General features: G+C 67.5%; 17 protein-coding genes and 1 tRNA gene. 11 read left to right on the top strand and 7 right to left on the bottom strand.

The features are described from left to right. Positions 1–16: 16 nt before the first annotated feature. From KY389_RS09640 to KY389_RS09610, 7 genes are all read left to right on the top strand, one after another. Positions 17–1,654 (top strand): ABC transporter ATP-binding protein, encoded by a 1,638-nt coding sequence (locus KY389_RS09640; RefSeq protein WP_219830777.1) that lies wholly within the window; start codon positions 17–19, stop codon positions 1,652–1,654. After that, a complete protein-coding gene (locus KY389_RS09635; RefSeq protein WP_219830714.1) occupies positions 1,651–2,874 on the top strand; it encodes a glycosyltransferase in 1,224 nt (407 codons plus the stop codon). Before KY389_RS09640 ends, KY389_RS09635 begins: the two co-directional genes overlap by 4 nt. Before the next feature lie 30 nt (positions 2,875–2,904). Next, the gene (gene cysS, locus KY389_RS09630; protein WP_219830713.1) at positions 2,905–4,341 is read left to right on the top strand and encodes a cysteine--tRNA ligase; all 1,437 of its coding nucleotides are present in this window, start codon (positions 2,905–2,907) and stop codon (positions 4,339–4,341) included. Then, a complete protein-coding gene (locus KY389_RS09625) occupies positions 4,338–5,108 on the top strand; it encodes a squalene/phytoene synthase family protein (RefSeq protein WP_219830712.1) in 771 nt (256 codons plus the stop codon). Before cysS ends, KY389_RS09625 begins: the two co-directional genes overlap by 4 nt. A gap of 91 nt (positions 5,109–5,199) precedes the next feature. Continuing rightward, complete coding sequence (locus KY389_RS09620; RefSeq protein WP_219830711.1) at positions 5,200–6,069, top strand: ABC transporter permease; 870 nt, start codon at positions 5,200–5,202, stop codon at positions 6,067–6,069. Then, positions 6,069–6,884, top strand: a complete 816-nt coding sequence (locus KY389_RS09615) for an ABC transporter permease (RefSeq protein WP_219830710.1) — start codon at positions 6,069–6,071, stop codon at positions 6,882–6,884. The genes KY389_RS09620 and KY389_RS09615 overlap by 1 nt, the downstream gene beginning before the upstream one ends. Positions 6,885–6,895: 11 nt before the next feature. Continuing rightward, positions 6,896–7,978 (top strand): ABC transporter ATP-binding protein, encoded by a 1,083-nt coding sequence (locus tag KY389_RS09610; protein WP_219830776.1) that lies wholly within the window; start codon positions 6,896–6,898, stop codon positions 7,976–7,978. A 3-nt stretch (positions 7,979–7,981) separates the two neighbouring features. Here the strand turns inward: KY389_RS09610 and KY389_RS09605 are convergent, their stop codons facing one another. From KY389_RS09605 to KY389_RS09580, 6 genes are all read right to left on the bottom strand, one after another. Then, positions 7,982–9,316 (bottom strand): cytochrome P450, encoded by a 1,335-nt coding sequence (locus KY389_RS09605; RefSeq protein WP_219830709.1) that lies wholly within the window; start codon positions 9,314–9,316, stop codon positions 7,982–7,984. Next, on the bottom strand, positions 9,313–10,497 hold the full coding sequence (locus KY389_RS09600; protein ID WP_219830708.1) for a hypothetical protein: 1,185 nt from the start codon (positions 10,495–10,497) through the stop codon (positions 9,313–9,315). Before KY389_RS09600 ends, KY389_RS09605 begins: the two co-directional genes overlap by 4 nt. Positions 10,498–10,576: 79 nt before the next feature. Further along, the gene (locus tag KY389_RS09595) at positions 10,577–11,260 is read right to left on the bottom strand and encodes a M48 family metallopeptidase (protein WP_219830707.1); all 684 of its coding nucleotides are present in this window, start codon (positions 11,258–11,260) and stop codon (positions 10,577–10,579) included. A 48-nt stretch (positions 11,261–11,308) separates the two neighbouring features. After that, positions 11,309–12,490, bottom strand: a complete 1,182-nt coding sequence (locus KY389_RS09590; protein WP_219830706.1) for a vWA domain-containing protein — start codon at positions 12,488–12,490, stop codon at positions 11,309–11,311. After that, complete coding sequence (locus KY389_RS09585; RefSeq protein WP_219830705.1) at positions 12,490–12,654, bottom strand: hypothetical protein; 165 nt, start codon at positions 12,652–12,654, stop codon at positions 12,490–12,492. The genes KY389_RS09590 and KY389_RS09585 overlap by 1 nt, the downstream gene beginning before the upstream one ends. An 81-nt stretch (positions 12,655–12,735) precedes the next feature. Beyond that, a complete protein-coding gene (locus tag KY389_RS09580) occupies positions 12,736–13,356 on the bottom strand; it encodes an arylesterase (protein ID WP_219830704.1) in 621 nt (206 codons plus the stop codon). A gap of 100 nt (positions 13,357–13,456) precedes the next feature. Between KY389_RS09580 and KY389_RS09575 the strand changes: the two genes are divergently transcribed. The 4 genes from KY389_RS09575 to KY389_RS09560 all read left to right on the top strand — a co-directional run bounded on the left by KY389_RS09575 (position 13,457) and on the right by KY389_RS09560 (position 17,148). Continuing rightward, positions 13,457–14,152 (top strand): ABC transporter ATP-binding protein, encoded by a 696-nt coding sequence (locus tag KY389_RS09575; protein WP_219830775.1) that lies wholly within the window; start codon positions 13,457–13,459, stop codon positions 14,150–14,152. Continuing rightward, the gene (locus tag KY389_RS09570; protein WP_219830703.1) at positions 14,149–16,686 is read left to right on the top strand and encodes an ABC transporter permease; all 2,538 of its coding nucleotides are present in this window, start codon (positions 14,149–14,151) and stop codon (positions 16,684–16,686) included. Before KY389_RS09575 ends, KY389_RS09570 begins: the two co-directional genes overlap by 4 nt. 86 nt (positions 16,687–16,772) lie before the next feature. Further along, positions 16,773–16,859: transfer RNA gene (locus KY389_RS09565), tRNA-Leu, on the top strand. Between the two features lie 13 nt (positions 16,860–16,872). Then, entirely contained in the window at positions 16,873–17,148 is a 276-nt protein-coding gene (locus tag KY389_RS09560; RefSeq protein ID WP_219830702.1) for a hypothetical protein, read from the top strand. Positions 17,149–17,174: 26 nt separating this feature from the next. Here the strand turns inward: KY389_RS09560 and KY389_RS15845 are convergent, their stop codons facing one another. Continuing rightward, a complete protein-coding gene (locus tag KY389_RS15845) occupies positions 17,175–17,342 on the bottom strand; it encodes a hypothetical protein (RefSeq protein ID WP_219830701.1) in 168 nt (55 codons plus the stop codon). Between the last annotated feature and the right edge of the window lie 319 nt (positions 17,343–17,661).

Here is a 17,661-nt window from a genome sequence, read left to right as displayed (position 1 = left end):
ACGCCATGGCGGCACGATGCCCGGCGCGCCCCGGACCCAAGCGACGCCCGCGCCCGCCTCGGATGCGGTTCTGTCGGTCCGCGATCTCCGCGTCGGCTTTCGCTCCGAGGGGCGTATTCATCGGGTCGTGCGCGGCGTCAGTTTCCAGATTGCGCGGGGCGAGACGGTCGCCATCGTGGGCGAATCCGGCTCGGGCAAGTCGGTGACGGCATTGTCCACGGTGCAGCTTCTGGGCTCTTCGGCCCTGGTCGAGGGATCGGTAAAACATGCGGGCCGCGAATTGGTGGGCGCGCCCGAAAAACTGCTGCGCCAGATCCGGGGCAATGACATCAGCTTCATCTTTCAAGAGCCGATGACCTCGCTCAATCCGCTGCACACGCTGGAAAAGCAGCTGGCCGAAAGCCTGGCCCTGCATCAGGGCCTGACCGGCGCCGCGGCGCGGGCGCGGATCGTCCAGCTTCTGACCCGCGTGGGCATCCGCGACCCGGAAACGCGGCTGGCCGATTATCCGCACCAGTTGTCGGGCGGGCAGCGCCAGCGCGTGATGATCGCCATGGCCTTGGCGAACGGCCCGCAACTGCTGATCGCGGACGAGCCGACCACCGCGCTGGACGTGACCATCCAGGCGCAGATCCTGGACCTTCTGGCGGAACTCAAGGCGGCCGAGGGCCTGTCGATGCTGTTCATCAGCCATGATCTGGGCATCGTGCGCCGCATCGCAGACCGGGTCTGCGTGATGAAGGATGGCGAGATCGTCGAACAGGGCCCGGTCAAGTCGATCTTTGCCGACCCCCAGCACCCCTATACGCAAAAGCTGCTGGCCGCCGCGCCGCAGGGCCTGGCCGAACCGATCCCCGCTGACGCGCCGGTGCTCGTCGAGACGCGCGATCTGCGCGTCTGGTTTCCGATCCAGCGCGGGCTTCTGCGTCGGACTGTGGGCCACGTCAAGGCCGTGAATGCCGCCAGCCTGACCCTGCGCGCGGGCGAGACGCTTGGCATCGTGGGCGAATCGGGCAGCGGCAAGACCACCCTGGCACTGGCGGTGATGCGGCTGATCGAAAGCCAAGGGCCGATCCTCTACATGGGACAGGACATTTCGCGATGGGGCGGAAAGCGGTTGCGCCGCCTGCGCCGCGACATGCAGATCGTCTTTCAGGATCCCTATGGCAGCCTGTCGCCCCGCATGACGGTCGAACAGATCATCGCCGAGGGCCTGGGCGTGCATGGGGTCGAACCAGGCCGCGACCGCCGCCAGATGGTGGCCGAGATCATGGCCGAGGTCGGGTTGAACCCCGATCTGATGCACCGCTATCCGCATGAATTCAGCGGCGGCCAGCGCCAGCGCATCGCGATTGCCCGCGCGATGATCCTGCGCCCCAAGGTCGTGGTGCTGGACGAGCCGACCAGCGCGCTGGACATGACGGTGCAGGTCCAGATCGTGCAGCTTCTGCGCGGGCTTCAGCGCAAATACGGGCTAGCCTTCCTGTTCATCAGCCACGATCTTCGCGTGGTGCGCGCCATGTCGCACAGGATCATGGTCATGCGCGCCGGCGATGTGGTCGAGCAGGGCGACACCGCGCAGATCTACGATTCCCCGCGCGAGGATTACACTCGCGCGCTTCTGGCGGCCGCCTTCCCCGTCGCGGCGGAATGAGGATCCTGTTCGTTCACCAGAACTTTCCCGGCCAGTTCCCGCATCTGGCACCGGCCCTGGCCGCGCGCGGCCACGAAGTTCTGGCGCTGACCGACGAAAAGAACCGGCGCCCCAGCCCCGTCACGACCCTGCGCTACAAGGCGCCCGAGCCCGTGGCCGGGGCCAGCGCGCTTGGCCGGACCTATTCGGACTATGCCGAACGCGGGCTGATGGCGGCGCGCGGGGCGCGGGCGCTGCGCGACCGGCACGGTTTCTCGCCCGATATCATCATCGGCCATCCCGGATGGGGCGAGACGCTGTTTTTGCGCGAGATCTGGCCCGAGGCGCGCCTGTTGCTCTATGCCGAGCTGATGTATCGCACCCGCGGCCATGACGTGGGTTTCGACCCCGAGATCAGCCCCGACCGCGATGAGACGCGGTTTCTGACGGTCGCGCGTTCGGCCCATCTGGTGCAGGCGATGGTGCAGGCCGATGCCGCCCTTGCGCCGACCCGCTATCAGGCCGACAGCTTTCCGCCCGAATTGCGCGGCAAGATCACCGTGATCCATGACGGGATCGACACCGACCGCGTGCGGCCAGACCCGCAGGCCCGCCTGACTCTGCCCTCGGGGCAGGTATTGGCGGCGGGCGATGAGGTGCTGTCCTATGTCTCGCGGTCGCTTGAACCTTATCGCGGCTTTCATGCCTTCATGCGGGTCTTGCCCGAAGTGATGGCCGCCCGGCCCGGCGCGCAGGTCGTGATCGTGGGCGGGGAAGGGGTCAGCTATGGTGCGCCGCCAGCCGATGCGCCAAGCTGGAAAGCCAGGATGCTGGCTGAACTTGAGGGGCGTCTGGACCTGTCGCGCCTGCATTTTCTCGGTCGTGTGCCATACGCCGATTACCTGTCTCTGTTGCAGGTGGCGCGGGTGCATTGTTACCTGACCTATCCTTTCGTGCTGTCCTGGTCATTGACCGAGGCGATGGCGGCGGGCGCCTATGTCGTGGCTTCGGATACGGAACCCGTCCGCGAACTGATCCGCGACGGCGCGAACGGGCATCTGGTCGGGTTCTTCGACCGCGAAGGGCTGGCGGCAGCGCTGGCCCGGGGCCTTGCGGGCGACCCTTGGGCCGAAAGCCTGCGCGAGGCCGCGCGGCGAACGATCCTTGATGGCTATGACCTGCGCGCCCATTGCCTGCCGCGCCTGATTGCCTGGGTGGAAAGCGGCGGGACGATGCGCTAAGCCTGCCCGACCTGACGCAAGAGGCTCCAGATGGTGCAGATCCGCCTGACGAATACCCGCACGCGCCGGAAAGAGGATTTCCAGCCGATCGACCCGACCAATCTGCGGCTTTATCTCTGCGGGCCGACCGTCTATGACCGCGCGCATCTGGGCAATGCCCGTCCGGTCCTGGTCTTCGATGTGCTGGTGCGGCTCTTGCATCACGTCTATGGCCGCGAGGCCGTGACCTATGTGCGCAACTTCACCGACGTGGACGACAAGATCAATGCCGAGGCGCAGCGCCGCAAGGCTGCGGGCTCGCCCCTGTCGCTGGAGGCGCTGGTGGCCGAGCGTTCGGAAGAGACCATCGCCTGGTATCACGCCGACATGGACGCGCTTGGCGCCATGCGCCCCCATATCCGGGGCAAGGTGACGCCCTTGGCCGAGCCTCGTGCCACGGCCTATATCGCGCAGATGATCCAGATGAACCTGGACCTGATCGCGCGCGGCCATGCCTACGAGGCCGAGGGGCATGTGCTGTTCGACGTGCGATCCTTTCCCGATTACGGCAAGCTGTCGGGCCGGTCGGTCGATGACATGATGGCGGGCGCGCGGGTCGAGGTCGCGCCCTTCAAGCGCGACCCGATGGATTTCGTCCTGTGGAAGCCCTCGGACGACGAATTGCCGGGTTGGGATTCGCCTTGGGGGCGGGGGCGCCCAGGCTGGCATATCGAATGCTCGGCCATGTCGGCGGCGCTGCTGGGGCCGTCCTTCGACATCCATGGCGGGGGCATCGACCTGCAATTCCCCCATCACGAGAACGAGATCGCGCAAAGCTGCTGTGCCCATCCCACCGAGGACTTCGCCCGCTACTGGCTGCATAACGAGATGTTGCAGGTCGAGGGCAAGAAGATGTCCAAGTCGCTTGGCAACTTCTTCACCGTCCGCGACCTGCTGGATCGCGGCGTGCCGGGCGAGGTGATCCGCTTCGTGATGCTGTCCACCCATTACCGCAAGCCGATGGACTGGACCGAAGCCAAGGCCGCCGAGGCCGAAGCCGTGCTTCGGCGGTGGCGAGGGCTTGTTGCGGGCATCGAGCCCGCAACAAGCCCGGCGCCCGCGCTGGTCGAGGCGCTTGCCGACGACCTGAACACGGCGGGCGCCTTTGCGGTGTTGCACGAACTGGCGGCGCGTGGCGATGCGGCACGGCTGCTGGTTTCGGCGCGGATGCTGGGGCTGCTTCTGCCCGAAATGGGCCGTTGGGCCGAGGCCGACAATGCGGTGGCGGCGCGGATCGAGGCGCTGCTGGAGGCGCGCGCCGCGGCGCGCAAGGCCCGCGATTTCGCCCGCGCCGATGCGATCCGTGACGGCATTGCCGCCGCCGGGGTCGAGGTCAAGGATACAGCCACCGGTTCCGAATGGGCATTGGCGGCCGGGTTCGACGCCAAGGCGCTGGACGCTCTGGCCCGCGAGCTGGGGCTGACATGAGCCTTGACACCTGCACCGAGACGCTGCGCAGTCGTGACCCATCGCGCTTCGGTGCGGTTCTGGTGGCCGATGCGCAGGACCGGCCCGCCCTGGTCACGCTTTATGCGCTGAACCTGGAGATCGCGCGGGCGCCCTTTCAATCGGCCGAGCCGATACTGGCCGAGATGCGGCTGCAATGGTGGGTTGATAGGCTGGCCGAGATGGGGCGCGGGACCGCGCCGCCGCCGCATGACGTGCTGACCCCCCTGTGGGAGGTCTGGGGCACCGACGCGGGCGCGCTGGTGCCCCTGGCCGAGGCGCGCAGACGCGATTGTGCGCGCGAGCCCTTTGGCAGCCCCGACGAAGTGATCGCCTATGCCGACGCCACGGCGGGCGGGCTGGTCTGGGCGGCAGCCTCACGGCTTGGCGCGCCCGAAAGCACGCGCGAGATCGTGGCGGCGCAGGCACGGGGTGCGGGGCTTGCCGCCTGGCTGCGCGCGCTGCCGCAGCTTCAGCCGATGGGCCTGGGCCTGGCCGATCCGGACCCGAAGGATCTGGTCCTGCTGGCCGAGGCCGCCCGTGACGGGCTGCGCATGGCTGCCCGGATGCATCGCAAGCTGCCCAAACGCGCGGCAGCGGCGCTTTATCCCGGCCCCCGCGTGCCGCGCCTTCTGTCCGAGATCGCGGCAGGGCGTATCGACGCCTTCGCCGAAGTTCCCGCCATTTCGGCCTTTCAGCGCCGGGCCTCGCTGGCCCGTCTGGCGCTGACGGGACGCTGGTGGCGATGAGGCTGCGCAAAAAGGCTCTTTTCCTGCCGCCCGAGCTATGGAAGGAATTGGCGGACGGGGTCGCGCAGGCGGCGATTGTGGCGGGGGAGTGATGGCCGGACGCAGACTTGATGCCGAGGGGCGGGCGGGGCTGGCGCTGATCTCTCCGCCGCTTCTGTTCGCGCTGCTGATCCTTGCGGCGCCGCTGCTGACCATTCTTGCGACCAGCTTTCTGACCGACGGCTATCTGGAAATCATCCGCGAGCCGACGCTTGGGAATTACGCGCAGGTCTTCACCGATCCCATCGTGCGGGTCGTGATGCTGCGCTCGCTTGGCGTGGCGGCGATGGTGACGCTGGTAACGGTCGTTCTGGCCTTTCCGGTTGCCTATTACGTCAGCTTCCATGTCCGCCCGGAGCGCAAGGCGATGTGGCTGTTGCTGATCACCATCCCCTTCTGGACCAGCTACCTGATCCGGGTCTTTTTGTGGAAGGTGATCCTGGGCTTCAACGGCGTGGTCAACACGACGCTGACCGGGCTTGGCATCATCGACGCGCCGCTGACCTTCATCCTTTATAACGTCAATTCCATCGTGATCACGCTGGCCCATGCCTACGCGCCCTTTGCGATCCTGCCGATTTTCATTGCGCTGGAAAAGATCGACCGGTCGCTGCTGGAGGCCGGGCGCGATCTGGGCGAGAGCCGCCTGATGACCTTCTGGCGCGTCACGCTGCCCCTGGCCATGCCGGGGGTGATCGCGGCGACGCTGATCGTCTTCATCCCGACCATCGGTGATTACGTCACCCCCGAAGTGATCGGCGGCGGCAAGATCCCGATGATCGCAAACCTCATCCAGGTGCAGATGCTGGCGCTGGACAACCGGCCGCTCGGCTCGGCGCTGGCGGTGACGACGATGGTGATCGTGGCGCTGGTCAGCGTGCTGTTCCTGGCGTTGAACCGCCGATTCCTGAGAGGGCGCTGATGAAGGCGACATCCGGGCGCGGCCTTCAGGCCTATGTCATCCTCTATTTGCTGTTTCTCTACGCGCCGATCCTGCTTCTGCCGATCTTCGCCTTCAATTCGGGAACGGTGATCGCCTTTCCGTTGCAGGGCTTCACCACCGACTGGTTCGCGCAGATGTGGGGCAATGCCACGCTGCGCCGCGCGCTGTCGAATTCGCTGACCATCGCGGTCTCGGCCTCGATCCTGGCGACCTGCCTCGGCGTCTTCGCGGCGCGCGCCTCGACGCGCTATGTCTTTCCGCTGAAGGGCGGCCTGATGGGCTTCATCATGCTGCCCATGGTCCTGCCCGAGATCATCGTCGCCATGTCGCTGCTGGTCGTTCTGCTGGGCCTGGGGGTGCAGCTGTCGATCCTGACGGTGATCGTCGGCCATACGCTGATCTGCATGCCCTATGCGATCGCGGTCCTGTCCACCGCCTTTTCCAGCCTGGACCGCAGCCTTGAAGAGGCCGCCTATGATCTGGGCGAGACGAAATGGGGCGCCTTCCGCCTGGTCACGCTGCCCCTGGTCATGCCGGGCATCATCAGCGCGCTCTTGATCAGCTTCACCATCAGCCTGGACGAGTTCATCATCGCCTTCTTCCTGGCGGGGAACGAGCCGACGCTGCCCACCTACATCTTCAGCCAGCTGCGCTTTCCGCGCGCGATCCCGGTCATCATGGCGCTTGGCACCGTGCTGGTGATCCTGTCCATCGTGCTGCTGGCGCTTGGCGAATATTTCCGCCGCCGGGGCAATGCCCGTATCGGCGCCAAACCCACCGGAGGGTTGCTGTGACCGAAAAGCCCATGATCCAATGCCAGGGCGTGCACAAATATTACGGCGAATATCACGCCCTGCGCGGGATCGACCTGACCATCCGCGCGGGCGAGTTCTTCTCGCTTCTGGGGCCGTCGGGCTGTGGCAAGACCACGCTTCTGCGGACCATCGCGGGGTTCGAGGGGATCAGCGACGGCGCCATCCTGATCGACGAACGCCGCATGGACGAGGTGCCTGCGAACAGGCGGCCGACAAACATGGTGTTCCAGTCCTACGCCATCTTCCCGCATCTGACGGTTGCCGAGAACGTGGCCTTCGGCCTGCGCCGCGATCCGAGGTCCAGGGCCGAAAAGGCGGCGGCGGTCGAAGAGGCGCTGGCCATGGTCGGCCTGCGCGGCTATGGGGCACGCGCGGCACATGCGCTGTCGGGCGGGCAGCGCCAGCGGGTTGCCCTGGCGCGTGCGCTGATTCTCAAGCCCAAGGTTCTGCTGCTGGACGAACCCCTGTCCGCGCTGGACCGCAAGATGCGCGAACAGATGCAGGTCGAGCTGATCAAACTGCAACGCCAGGTCGGCATCACCTTCGTTCTGGTGACGCATGACCAGGAAGAGGCGCTGGTCATGTCCGACCGCATCGCCGTGATGTTCGAGGGCGAGATCGCGCAGATGGACAGCCCCGAGGCGCTGTATGCCCGCCCCGCCACGCGCCGCGTTGCGGATTTCATCGGCGTGATGAACTTCCTGCCGGTGACGATCCTGTCCGAGGACGCGCAAGGCGCGCTGGTCGATGTGGCGGGCCTCGGGCAGGTCCGGATCCCCGCCGACCAGATCAGCCGCGCCAGCCCCGATGATGATGGCCCCAGCATCGGTTTCCGCCCCGAGACGATGACGCTGCTGACGGCCGGCCAGACCCACAACCAGCCGCGTGAATCCGAGGCGGTCATCGACGAGGTCGTCTATTACGGCGACATGACCTATTACGATCTGCGGCTGGACGGGGCGGGCAAGGTGGTCCGCATCTCGATGCGTAACGTCTTTGGCCGCGACGTGCAGGAGGTCGGCACGCGGACCCGTCTTGCCTGGTCGCCCGGTTCGCTGATCCTGTTCCGTTAGGTTCTAGCGCGGGGTCAGGCGCAGCCAGATCCCGTCTGCGGCCCGGATCGTCAGCCGCGCCACGGGGCGGGGGCGGTTTTCCGTGACCTCCATCCGGTGCGCTCCGGCGATCGCGGCCAGCATCACCGGCCCCTCGACCATGGCGAGGGCCGCGCCGGGGCAGGCGCGGGGACCGGCGGAAAAGGGCAGATAGGCCTGCCGGGCGCTGGCCCTGCCCTCGGGGCTGTCCCATCGCGCCGGGTCGAAGTCGTCGGGCCTGTCCCACAGGCGCTGATGACGGTGCAGATGCCAGGGCGAGATGGTCAGCTGGGCCCCCTTCGGCACGTCACGGTCGCGGAAGCGTTCGGGCCGCGTCGCTTCGCGCGCGAACATGGCGACGGCGGGATAAAGCCGCAGCGCCTCGCGGAACACCGCCCGGCTGGCCGTCAGCCGCGAGACGCAGGCGAAATCCTCGCCCAGCAGCGCGGCCTCGGCGGCGACGCGGTCCTGCCATTCGGGATGTTCGGCCAGAAGCCAGAGCGCCCAGGCCAGGACCGAGGCACTGGTCTCGTGCCCGGCCAGAAACAGCACCGCGACCTGGTCGAGCATCTCGGCCTCGGTGAAGCAGGCACCGGTCTGCGGATCGGGGGTCGTCATGATCTTGGTCGCCAGATCGTCGGGCGCAGTCCCCGCCCGGATCGCCGCCATGCGTTCCGCGACCAGCCGCGCGATCAGGCTCCTGATGCGCCCTGCCGTCCGTCGCGTGCGGCGCGAATGGGGGCGGGGCAGCCAGCGCGGCAGGGGCAGCAAAGCGGCCAGATTGACCAGCGGTTGCGCCTCCTGATGCTCGCGAAAGGCGGCAAAGACCTCGGCGGCGATGTCATCTTCCACCGGAATCGAGAACAGGCTGCGAAAGATAACATCCGCCGCCGCATGGGCCGCATGGGGTTCGATATCGACGGCGCCCTGGGGCAGGCGCGCGGCGGCGGCGCGGGCGGCGTCCAGGATCGCCGCATAGCTGTGCCGGACGCGCCCGCCCTCGAAGGCCGGGTCGATGATGCGCCGCTGATGCGCCCAATCCTCGCCATTCGAGATGAAGACCCCGTTGCCCAACAGCGGAGCCAGCCCCTCGCGCATCCGGTTCGACTTCGGGAAGTCTTGGGGCCGTTCCTGAAGAATGACCTTCAACAAATTGGGATCGTTGCAGAAAAAGCTGTGGATCAGCGGATTGCGGAACTCGGCCATCCAGGCGCGGTAAAGCCGTTCGGGCAGGGCGGTCAGAAGGTCGCTGCGAAAGCCGCGCATCAGGCCCAGAAGCGTGCCGCGCCCTTCGGCGCCGCGCGGGCGCGGGGCGGTCATGGCCGCGCGCCGACCGGCCGGGTGATCCGTCCGGGCGAAGGTTTGCGACCCGTGAAACGCTGCGCCAGCGTCTGCGGCCCGGCGGTGATGGCGAAGTAATCGTAATCGCCCGGCCGGTCGAAGGCGCAGAGATACTGGAAATGCAGCCGGAACCAGCGGTTGCGGATCTCGCGCTGCTTTTCGGGCGACAGGGTCTGCGTATAGGCGGCCGAGATCACCAGCGGCCAAAGCTGCCCCTTGCCCCCCGCGCCGCAGACCGCGACCGGATCGCAGAGCGCAAAGCAGCAGGCATCCCCCGGCGCGGTCACGTCCAGCCAGAAGATGTCCTCGCGCCGCGACAGCCAGGCCAGATCCTCGCGCAGGCATTTCGCATCGGGCAGAAAGGCCGCCATCGGGATGACATGGCCAAGCGTCAGCAACGACAGGTCCGGCCCCGCCGGGCGACCGTGGCGCAAGAGATCGGCCAGAAGCGACACGGCCAGATAGGCGCCCGAGGAATGGCCGACGACCAGAACCTCGTCCAGATCCTCGTCCAGAACCTCGGTCAGGCGGGCGCGGAACTGGGCCAGCCGCTCTTCCAGCGCGGGCGGGTAGGCGCCGCGATGGGCCGCGGTGAAGGCGTAGTCGTGCATCAGGTAATAGGCGAAAAGCCGGTGATCCAGCCGCCGCCCCAGGATCAGGATGCCGCAGAACGCGGCCAGCCCCGCCACAAGCCCGGCCCAGATCCCGGCAAGCGCAGCGACCGCCCAGGCCGTCAGTAATCCCGCCAGCACGGCCAGCAGGAATTGCGCCGACAGGACTGCGATCGGATAGAGCGCGGCGATGACCGGCCCGCGCCTGAGCCGCATCAGCCGCGTCAGCGTTCCAGTCGCGATATAGGTCCAGGCGGTGCGAAGAAGCTGGGCATAGGTGCCAGGAATGCCCGCCCGCATCGAGGCCTGCACGATGTCGGACCAGACCAGAACCTCGATCCGGGTCTCCGCCTCGGCATCGCCCATGCGCGATGCGACGCCCCACGAGAAACGCTGCGGGTCGGGCCCGGTTGGCAGCATGGACAGTTCATGGCCCGAGATCCGCGCCTGTTCCGCACCCTCACGGCGATAGAGTTCGCGGTAGCGGCGTGGCGGGATCGGGTCGAAGCCCGGCAGATACAGCACGCGGCGGCGGAAGGGGCGGGTCATCCGAAGAGCCTTTCTGTTGCCCCGCAGGATAGAGGCTGCGCCTCGCGCGGCAAGTCTCTGGGACAAGCCTGCCGCAGATTCAGCGTGCTTGCCAGCGCGCCTCCAGCGCCTCGATGGCGGCGATGCGCTGCGGGGCGGGGGGGTGCGACAGGAACCATGCCGGCGCGCCCGGACCCTGTCTGCCGGTCAGGCGGTCCAGCTTGGCAAAAAGCGATTTCTGCGGCGCGGTCCCCAGCCCGGACTTGATCATCAGCGCGCTGGCGAAGCGGTCGGCCTCGAACTCGTCCTGACGCGACAGGCGGGCGGCGATGGCGGTCGCGACCAGATTGGCGATCCAGGCGCCAAGACCGGGAAGAACGCGGCCCACGACCCCGGCCAGAGCCAGCCGGATCGCGTTTTGCCCGGCGAAGTCGATCATCCGCCGCCTCGCATGGCCCAGGCTGACATGGCCCAGCTCGTGGGCGATGACGCTGGCCAGTTCTTCGGCGGTGACCTCGCAGGCGTCCAGCTTGCGGATGAAGCCGCGCGTCAGGAAGATGCGCCCGTCCGGGGCGGCAAGGCCGTTCACCGGCTCGACCTCGTAGATATGGGCCTGGATCGGCGGCAGGTCCATCGCCCGGCCCAGCCGTTCCAGCATGGGCGTCAGGCGCGGATGGCGCAATGGCGTCGAGTTCCGGTTCAGTTCCCTTTTCAGGCGCCACGCAGAAAAGAGCCACATCGCGGCCAGATAGAGCACCAGCAGAAGCAGAGGCAGATAGCGCATGTCCGGAATATGGGCGCGAAGACGCCGCCCCGCCAGAGGCTGCGACGCCTAACCCAGAACGCGCATGGCGCGGGTCAGCCCTTCCAGGGTCAGGGGCATCATCCGGTTCTCGAAGATGCGGCCGATCATGGCGATGGACTGGGTGCGGTGCCAATGCGCCTCGGGGACGGGGTTCAGCCAGACATGATCGGGAAAGGCGCTGGTCAGGCGGCGCAGCCAGGTCTCGCCCGATTCGGGATTCCAGTGCTCATTGGCACCGCCCGGGACAGCGATCTCGTAGGGCGACATCGAGGCATCGCCCACCACGACGCATTTATAGTCGCGTCCGAAGCGGTTCAGCACGTCAAGCGTCGGCGTCTGTTCGGTCCAGCGGCGGCGATTGTCGGTCCATAGCCCCTCGTAGAGGCAGTTGTGGAAATAGAAATGCTGCATGTGCTTGAACTCGGCCCGCGCGGCGCTGAACAGCTCGTCCACGACGCGGATATGGTCGTCCATGCTGCCGCCCACATCCAGAAACAGCAGCACCTTGACCGCGTTGCGCCGTTCGGGTCGGGTCTGCACGTCGATATAGCCGTGATCGGCGCTGGCGCGGATCGTGGCGGGCAGGTCCAGTTCCTCGGCCGCGCCTTGCCGCGCCCATTGGCGCAGGCGTTTCAGCGCAACCTTGATGTTGCGCGTGCCAAGGGCCACCGAATGATCATAATCGCGGAATTCGCGCTTGTCCCAGACCTTGACGGCGCTGCGGTGGCGGCTGGCATCCTGACCGATCCGCACGCCTTCGGGGTTGAAGCCATAGGCGCCAAAGGGCGAGGTGCCTGCCGTGCCCACCCATTTGTTGCCGCCCTGGTGGCGACCCTGTTGCTCGGCCAGGCGCGCGCGCAGGGCCTCCATCAGCGCCTCGAAACTGCCCATGCCCTTGACGGCGGCCATTTCCTTGTCGCTCAGCAGCTTTTCGGCCAGCTTTTCCAGCCATTCGCGGGGCAGGGCGCGTTCGCTGACAAGCGACTCCAGCGGGATCTCGGCCAGTCCCGAGAAGCTTTCGGCGAAGGCCCGGTCGAAGCGGTCCAGATGCCGTTCATCCTTGACCAGCGCCACACGGGCAAAGTGGTAGAAGCCCTCGACCGTCCAGCCGGCGACGCCGGCCTGCAGCCCCGCGATCAGATCCAGCCATTCCCGCAGCGAGACCGGAACCCCATTCCGGCGCAGGCTGTCGAGGAAGGGCAGAAACATCAGGCCATCCGGTGAATGATGATCGTGGCAAAGACACCGATCATCGCGAAACCCAGCCCGTAGGCAAAGGCATATTGCGCCTTGTCGCGGCGATTGCCGCGCAATTGCGCGGCGCGGCGCCAGCCGAGCAGCGCTCCGAGGATGGCGGCGACGATGACGATCATGGGCGGCGCTCCTGTCTGTGCAGGCCGGGGATAGCGTGGCCCGCGCCTGCCCGCAACCGGGCAGCGGCCGTCAACGGCGCATCACGGCGCCTTGCTGTCGCGGGCGCGCTCCAGCAGGCGCTCGACCTCGGGGCCGATGGCCGCGACGATCTGGCGCACGCCCTCGGCATTGGGATGGATGCGGTCGTCCTGCATCAGATCGGCGATCGACAGGCCCTGCGTCGCCTTTTCACCCAGAGGGCCAAGGAAGTCGGGCACCAGGATCGCGTCATGTTCCTGGGCCAGATCGACATACATCGTCTCGAAATCGCGGCGGAAATCGGGGCCGTAATTGCCGGGTGCGGGCAGGCCCGCCAGCAGGACGGGCACGCCCGCCGCGCCCGCGGCGGTCAGGATCGCGTCCAGATTGGCGCGGCTGGCGGCCGGGTCGATCCCGCGCAGCAGGTCATTGCCGCCAAGCGCGACGATCATGGCATCGGGCGCCTCGGCCAGGGTCCAGTCGATGCGGGCCGCTCCGCCCGCCGTCGTGTCGCCCGAGACGCCCGCATTGATCACCGTCACGTCATGGCCGCGTTCGGTTAGCCAATCCTGCAGCACGGGGACGAAACCCTCGTCCTGCGGCAGGCCATAGCCCTGCGTCAGACTGTCGCCCAGTGCCGTCAGGACCAGCGGTTCCGCGGCTACCGGCGACGCCGCCAGCATCACCGGCAGGATTGTGACCGCCGCGCGGTTGCGCAGCGCGCGCCGCGCCCCATATCCTGCCGCAGGTGCGAAAAGCCGAAGCAAAGCAGGGATGAGCGCGATGACCGAGCCCGTGATCCGCCTTGAAGACGCCCGATTGACGCTGCAAGGCAATGCCGGTCCGGTCGAAATCCTGCGGGGCATCACGCTGGACGTGACGCGCGGCGAGACGGTGGGGCTGGTCGGGCCATCGGGTTCGGGCAAGTCGTCGCTCCTCATGGTCATGGGCGGGCTGGAACGCGCCACCGGGGGGCGGGTGCAGGCGCTTGGTCAGGATCTGACCGCCCTGGACGAGGACGCGCTGGCCCGCTTTCGTCTGGGCAATATGGGGATCGTGTTCCAGTCCTTCCACCTCATTCCCACCATGACGGCGCTTGAAAATGTCGCGACCCCGCTGGAACTGGCGGGAAGGGCCGACGCTTTCGACCGCGCGGCCGAGGAACTGCGCCGGGTGGGTCTGGGCGCGCGTATGGACCATTATCCCAGCCAGATGTCGGGGGGCGAACAGCAGCGCGTCGCGCTGGCCCGCGCTGCGGCGCCACGCCCGGCGATCCTGCTGGCGGACGAGCCGACGGGCAATCTGGACGGCGTGAACGGGCAGGCTATCATGGATCTGTTGTTCGGCCTGCGCGCCGACCATGGCGCAACGCTGGTCCTGGTGACCCACGCGCCTGATCTGGCCGCGCGCTGCGACCGTGTCGTGCGCCTGGCGGATGGCCGGATCGCGGCCTCGACCATCCCGCAGGCCGCCGAATGAGCCTGCGTATCGCCGCTCGGATCGCGCGCCGGGAATTGCGGGGGGGGCTGCGCGGATTCTGGATCCTGCTGATCTGCCTTGCGCTTGGCGTGGCGGCCATTGCCGGCGTCGGCACGGTCCGCGCCGCGATCGAGGCCGGGCTGCAACGCGAAGGCGCGGCGCTTTTGGGGGGCGATGCGCAGGTCAGCCTGACCTACCGGTTCGCCGACCAAGCCGAGCGCGAATGGTTCGAGGAAAACAGTCTAACCGTTTCAGAAATAGTAGATTTCCGTTCGATGATCGTCGTTGGAGAGGGCGCCGAGGCCGAACGTGCCCTGACCCAGGTCAAGGGCGTGGACGCGCTTTGGCCGCTGGTCGGGCAGGCTGTGCTGGACCCCGATATACCCATCGCGCAGGCGCTTGGGGTTCAGCCTTCGGGCCTGCCCGGCGCGGTTGTCGAGCCGCTTCTGCGCGACCGCCTGGGGCTTCAGGTGGGCGACCGTTTCCGGCTTGGCGTGCAGGAATTCGAGCTGACCGCCGCCCTGGTCAGTGAGCCCGATGCGGGGGCGGCGGGCTTCGGATTCGGACCGCGCACGCTGGTGTTGACCGAGTCTCTGGCCGATAGTCAGCTACTGGGCGCGGGCACGCTGTTTGACAGCCGCTACCGGATGATGCTGCCGCCCGAGGCCGATCCCGATGCCTTGCGCGCGGCTTTGCGCGAGGCCTTTCCCGACAGCGGCGCGCGCTGGCGCGATGCGCGGCGCGCCGCGCCGGGGATCGAGATGTTCGTGGACCGAATCGCGGCGTTTCTGGTTCTGGTGGGCCTTACGGGGCTGGCCGTCGGCGGCGTCGGCGTCTCGGCGGCGGTCCGGACCTATCTGGCGCGCAAGACCGAGGTGATCGCGATCCTCAAGACGCTCGGCGCGCCGGGGCGCACGATCTTCCGGGTCTATTTCATCCAGATCGGCGTGATGGCACTGATCGGCGTTGCGGCCGGTCTGGCGCTTGGCGCGGGCGTGCCTCTGCTGCTGTCGCCAATCCTGGCCGACCGTCTGCCGGTGCCTGCGGTCTTTGGCCTCTATCCCGCGCCTCTGGCGGAAGCGGCGCTCTATGGGCTTCTGACGGCCTTCGTCTTCACGCTCTGGCCGCTGGCGCGCAGCGAACAGGTCCGCGCGGCAGCGCTGTTCCGCGGCATGGGTTTCGCGGCGCAGGGCAGGCCGCGCATGCGCCATCTTCTGGCGATGATCGCGGCCTTGGCAGCGTTGATCGGGGCTGCGGCGTGGTTCTCTGGTGTGCCGGAACTCGCCTTCGGGGCTGCGGTGGGCATCCTCGGGGCCTTCCTCGTGCTGCTTGTCGCCGCGCTGCTGGTCCGGCGCCTCGCGCGGGCGCTGGCGCGCAGGCGGCTGGTGCGGGGGCGCCCGGCGCTGCGGCTGGCGCTGGCCGCGATCGGAGGCCCGCGCGAAGAGGCGATGTTGGTGATCCTGTCGCTTGGGCTGGGCCTGACGGTCCTGGCCGCCGTGGGGCAGGTCGAATCGAACCTGCGATCCGCCATCCAGAACGAATTGCCCGAACGCGCCCCCGCCTATTTCTTCGTCGATATCCAGACCGACCAACTGCCCGAGTTCATGGCCCGGTTGAAGGACGACCCCCTTGTTTCGAATGTCGAGACCGCGCCGATGCTGCGCGGCATCATCACGCGCCTTCAGGACCGTCCGGCCGCCGAGGTCGCGCCGGGCCATTGGGTGCTGCGCGGCGACCGGGGCGTGACCTATGCGGCGACGCCTCCGCCCGGCACAGTGCTGACGCAAGGCGAATGGTGGCCCGAGGATTACGCCGGCCCGCCCCTTGTCAGCATCTCCGACGAGATCGGGCGCGAAATCGGCCTGAACCTTGGCGACACGGTCACGGTCAACATTCTGGGCCGCGACATCACGGCGACCATCGCCAGCTTCCGCGAGGTCGATTTCAGCACGGCGGGTATCGGCTTCGTCATGGCGATGAATCCTGGCGCGTTGCAGGGCGCCCCGCATACCCATATTGCCACCGTCTATGCCCCGCCCGAGGCCGAGGCCGCGATCCTGCGCGATCTGGGCAACCGCTTCCCCAACATCACCGCCGTTCCCGTGCGCGAGGCCATCGACCGCGCGGCCGAGGCGCTGTCAGGTATCGCTGCCGCGACTTCCTGGGCGGCAGCGGCCACCCTGCTGACGGGGTTCGTCGTGCTGATCGGCGCGGCGGCGGCGGGCGAGCGTGCCCGCGTCTTCGAGGCTGCGGTGCTCAAGACGCTTGGGGCGGTGCGCGGGCGGGTGCTGGCCTCCTTCGCGCTGCGTTCGGCATTGCTGGGGGCGGCGGCGGGGCTTGTCGCGCTGCTCTGGGGCGGGCTGGCTGGTTGGGCGGTGATGCGTTTCGTGATGGAGACCGACTTCCGCTTTGATGCAATTTCCGCCATCGGAATCGTCGCGGGCGGCGTTCTGGCAACGCTTCTGGCAGGCCTTGCCTTTGTCTGGAGGCCGCTTTCGGCGCGCCCCGCACAGATTCTGCGGGCGCAGGATTGACGCGCTTCCCGGCGCCGCATGGCAAGATGCGTTTTCCCCCTTTTCAATCCGCGCGGGACCGGCTATCAGGCCGGCACTGCCCGGATGCGGTCGTGGCGGAATTGGTAGACGCGCAGCGTTGAGGTCGCTGTTCCCTAACCGGAGTGGAAGTTCGAGTCTTCTCGACCGCACCATTCAAGCCCTTGGATGGACCTGATCGATCCGTCTTTGTGCCACATGGCGCGACGGCTCGCCATCCTGCTGCTGCGCCATTCTGCGGCACGGATGTCCGAGATTTCCGGCTTGGCAATCGAACATCCCGGTTCGACGATCTGGTGGCGGCGATGGCGGCGGGATCGTCCGAACGTCACGCCCGTCCCCTCTTGCAACAGAGGTGGCTCGGTTGACCTGAACAGGTTCCAGGCGGTTTCCAGGGGTTTCGCCTCGGTCACGCCGCCGCCGCTTTGGGTATCGGCTGGTTGAAACAGGCCTGATCGGGGATTTGCCCGTCACGCGATGAATATGGGCGGCGGCTGTTGTGGAAGCCCGGATCTTGCCCGATCGCGGCGCGTGCCCTGGACACGCTGGACAGGCCCGCAGGACGTTTTTTTGTATTTGATGGTCCGCCACAGGTGCTCGACGAAGACATTGTCGCGCCATGCGTCCTTGCCATCCATGCTGATCCTGATCTTGCGGGCGGCCAGCACCTTGATGAACCCGGTCGAGGTGAACTGGCTGCCCTGATCTCGGATGGCCGCTTGGACCCATGGCGTGATCCTGCTCCCTGTTGAGGATCTCGGGCGTGCCGTGACGCGCCGGCGCCGCCTTCACAGTTTGGGGGATGTCCCGATGAATGTTGAAATCGGGTCGGGGCAGCGTTGCCGGGCTCATGGTTATGCGGCCGCTGCGGTGTGGTCAGCGCCGGTGGCGGGGTCTGCCTCGCGGTGGCGCAGGAGGGCGGCCTTGAGGATGGGCAGCTGCTTGTGGGCCTTGAGG

Source organism: Paracoccus bogoriensis (assembly GCF_019431455.1).
Classification (GTDB): domain Bacteria; phylum Pseudomonadota; class Alphaproteobacteria; order Rhodobacterales; family Rhodobacteraceae; genus Paracoccus; species Paracoccus bogoriensis.
This window is presented reverse-complemented; position numbering and strand designations above follow the sequence as displayed.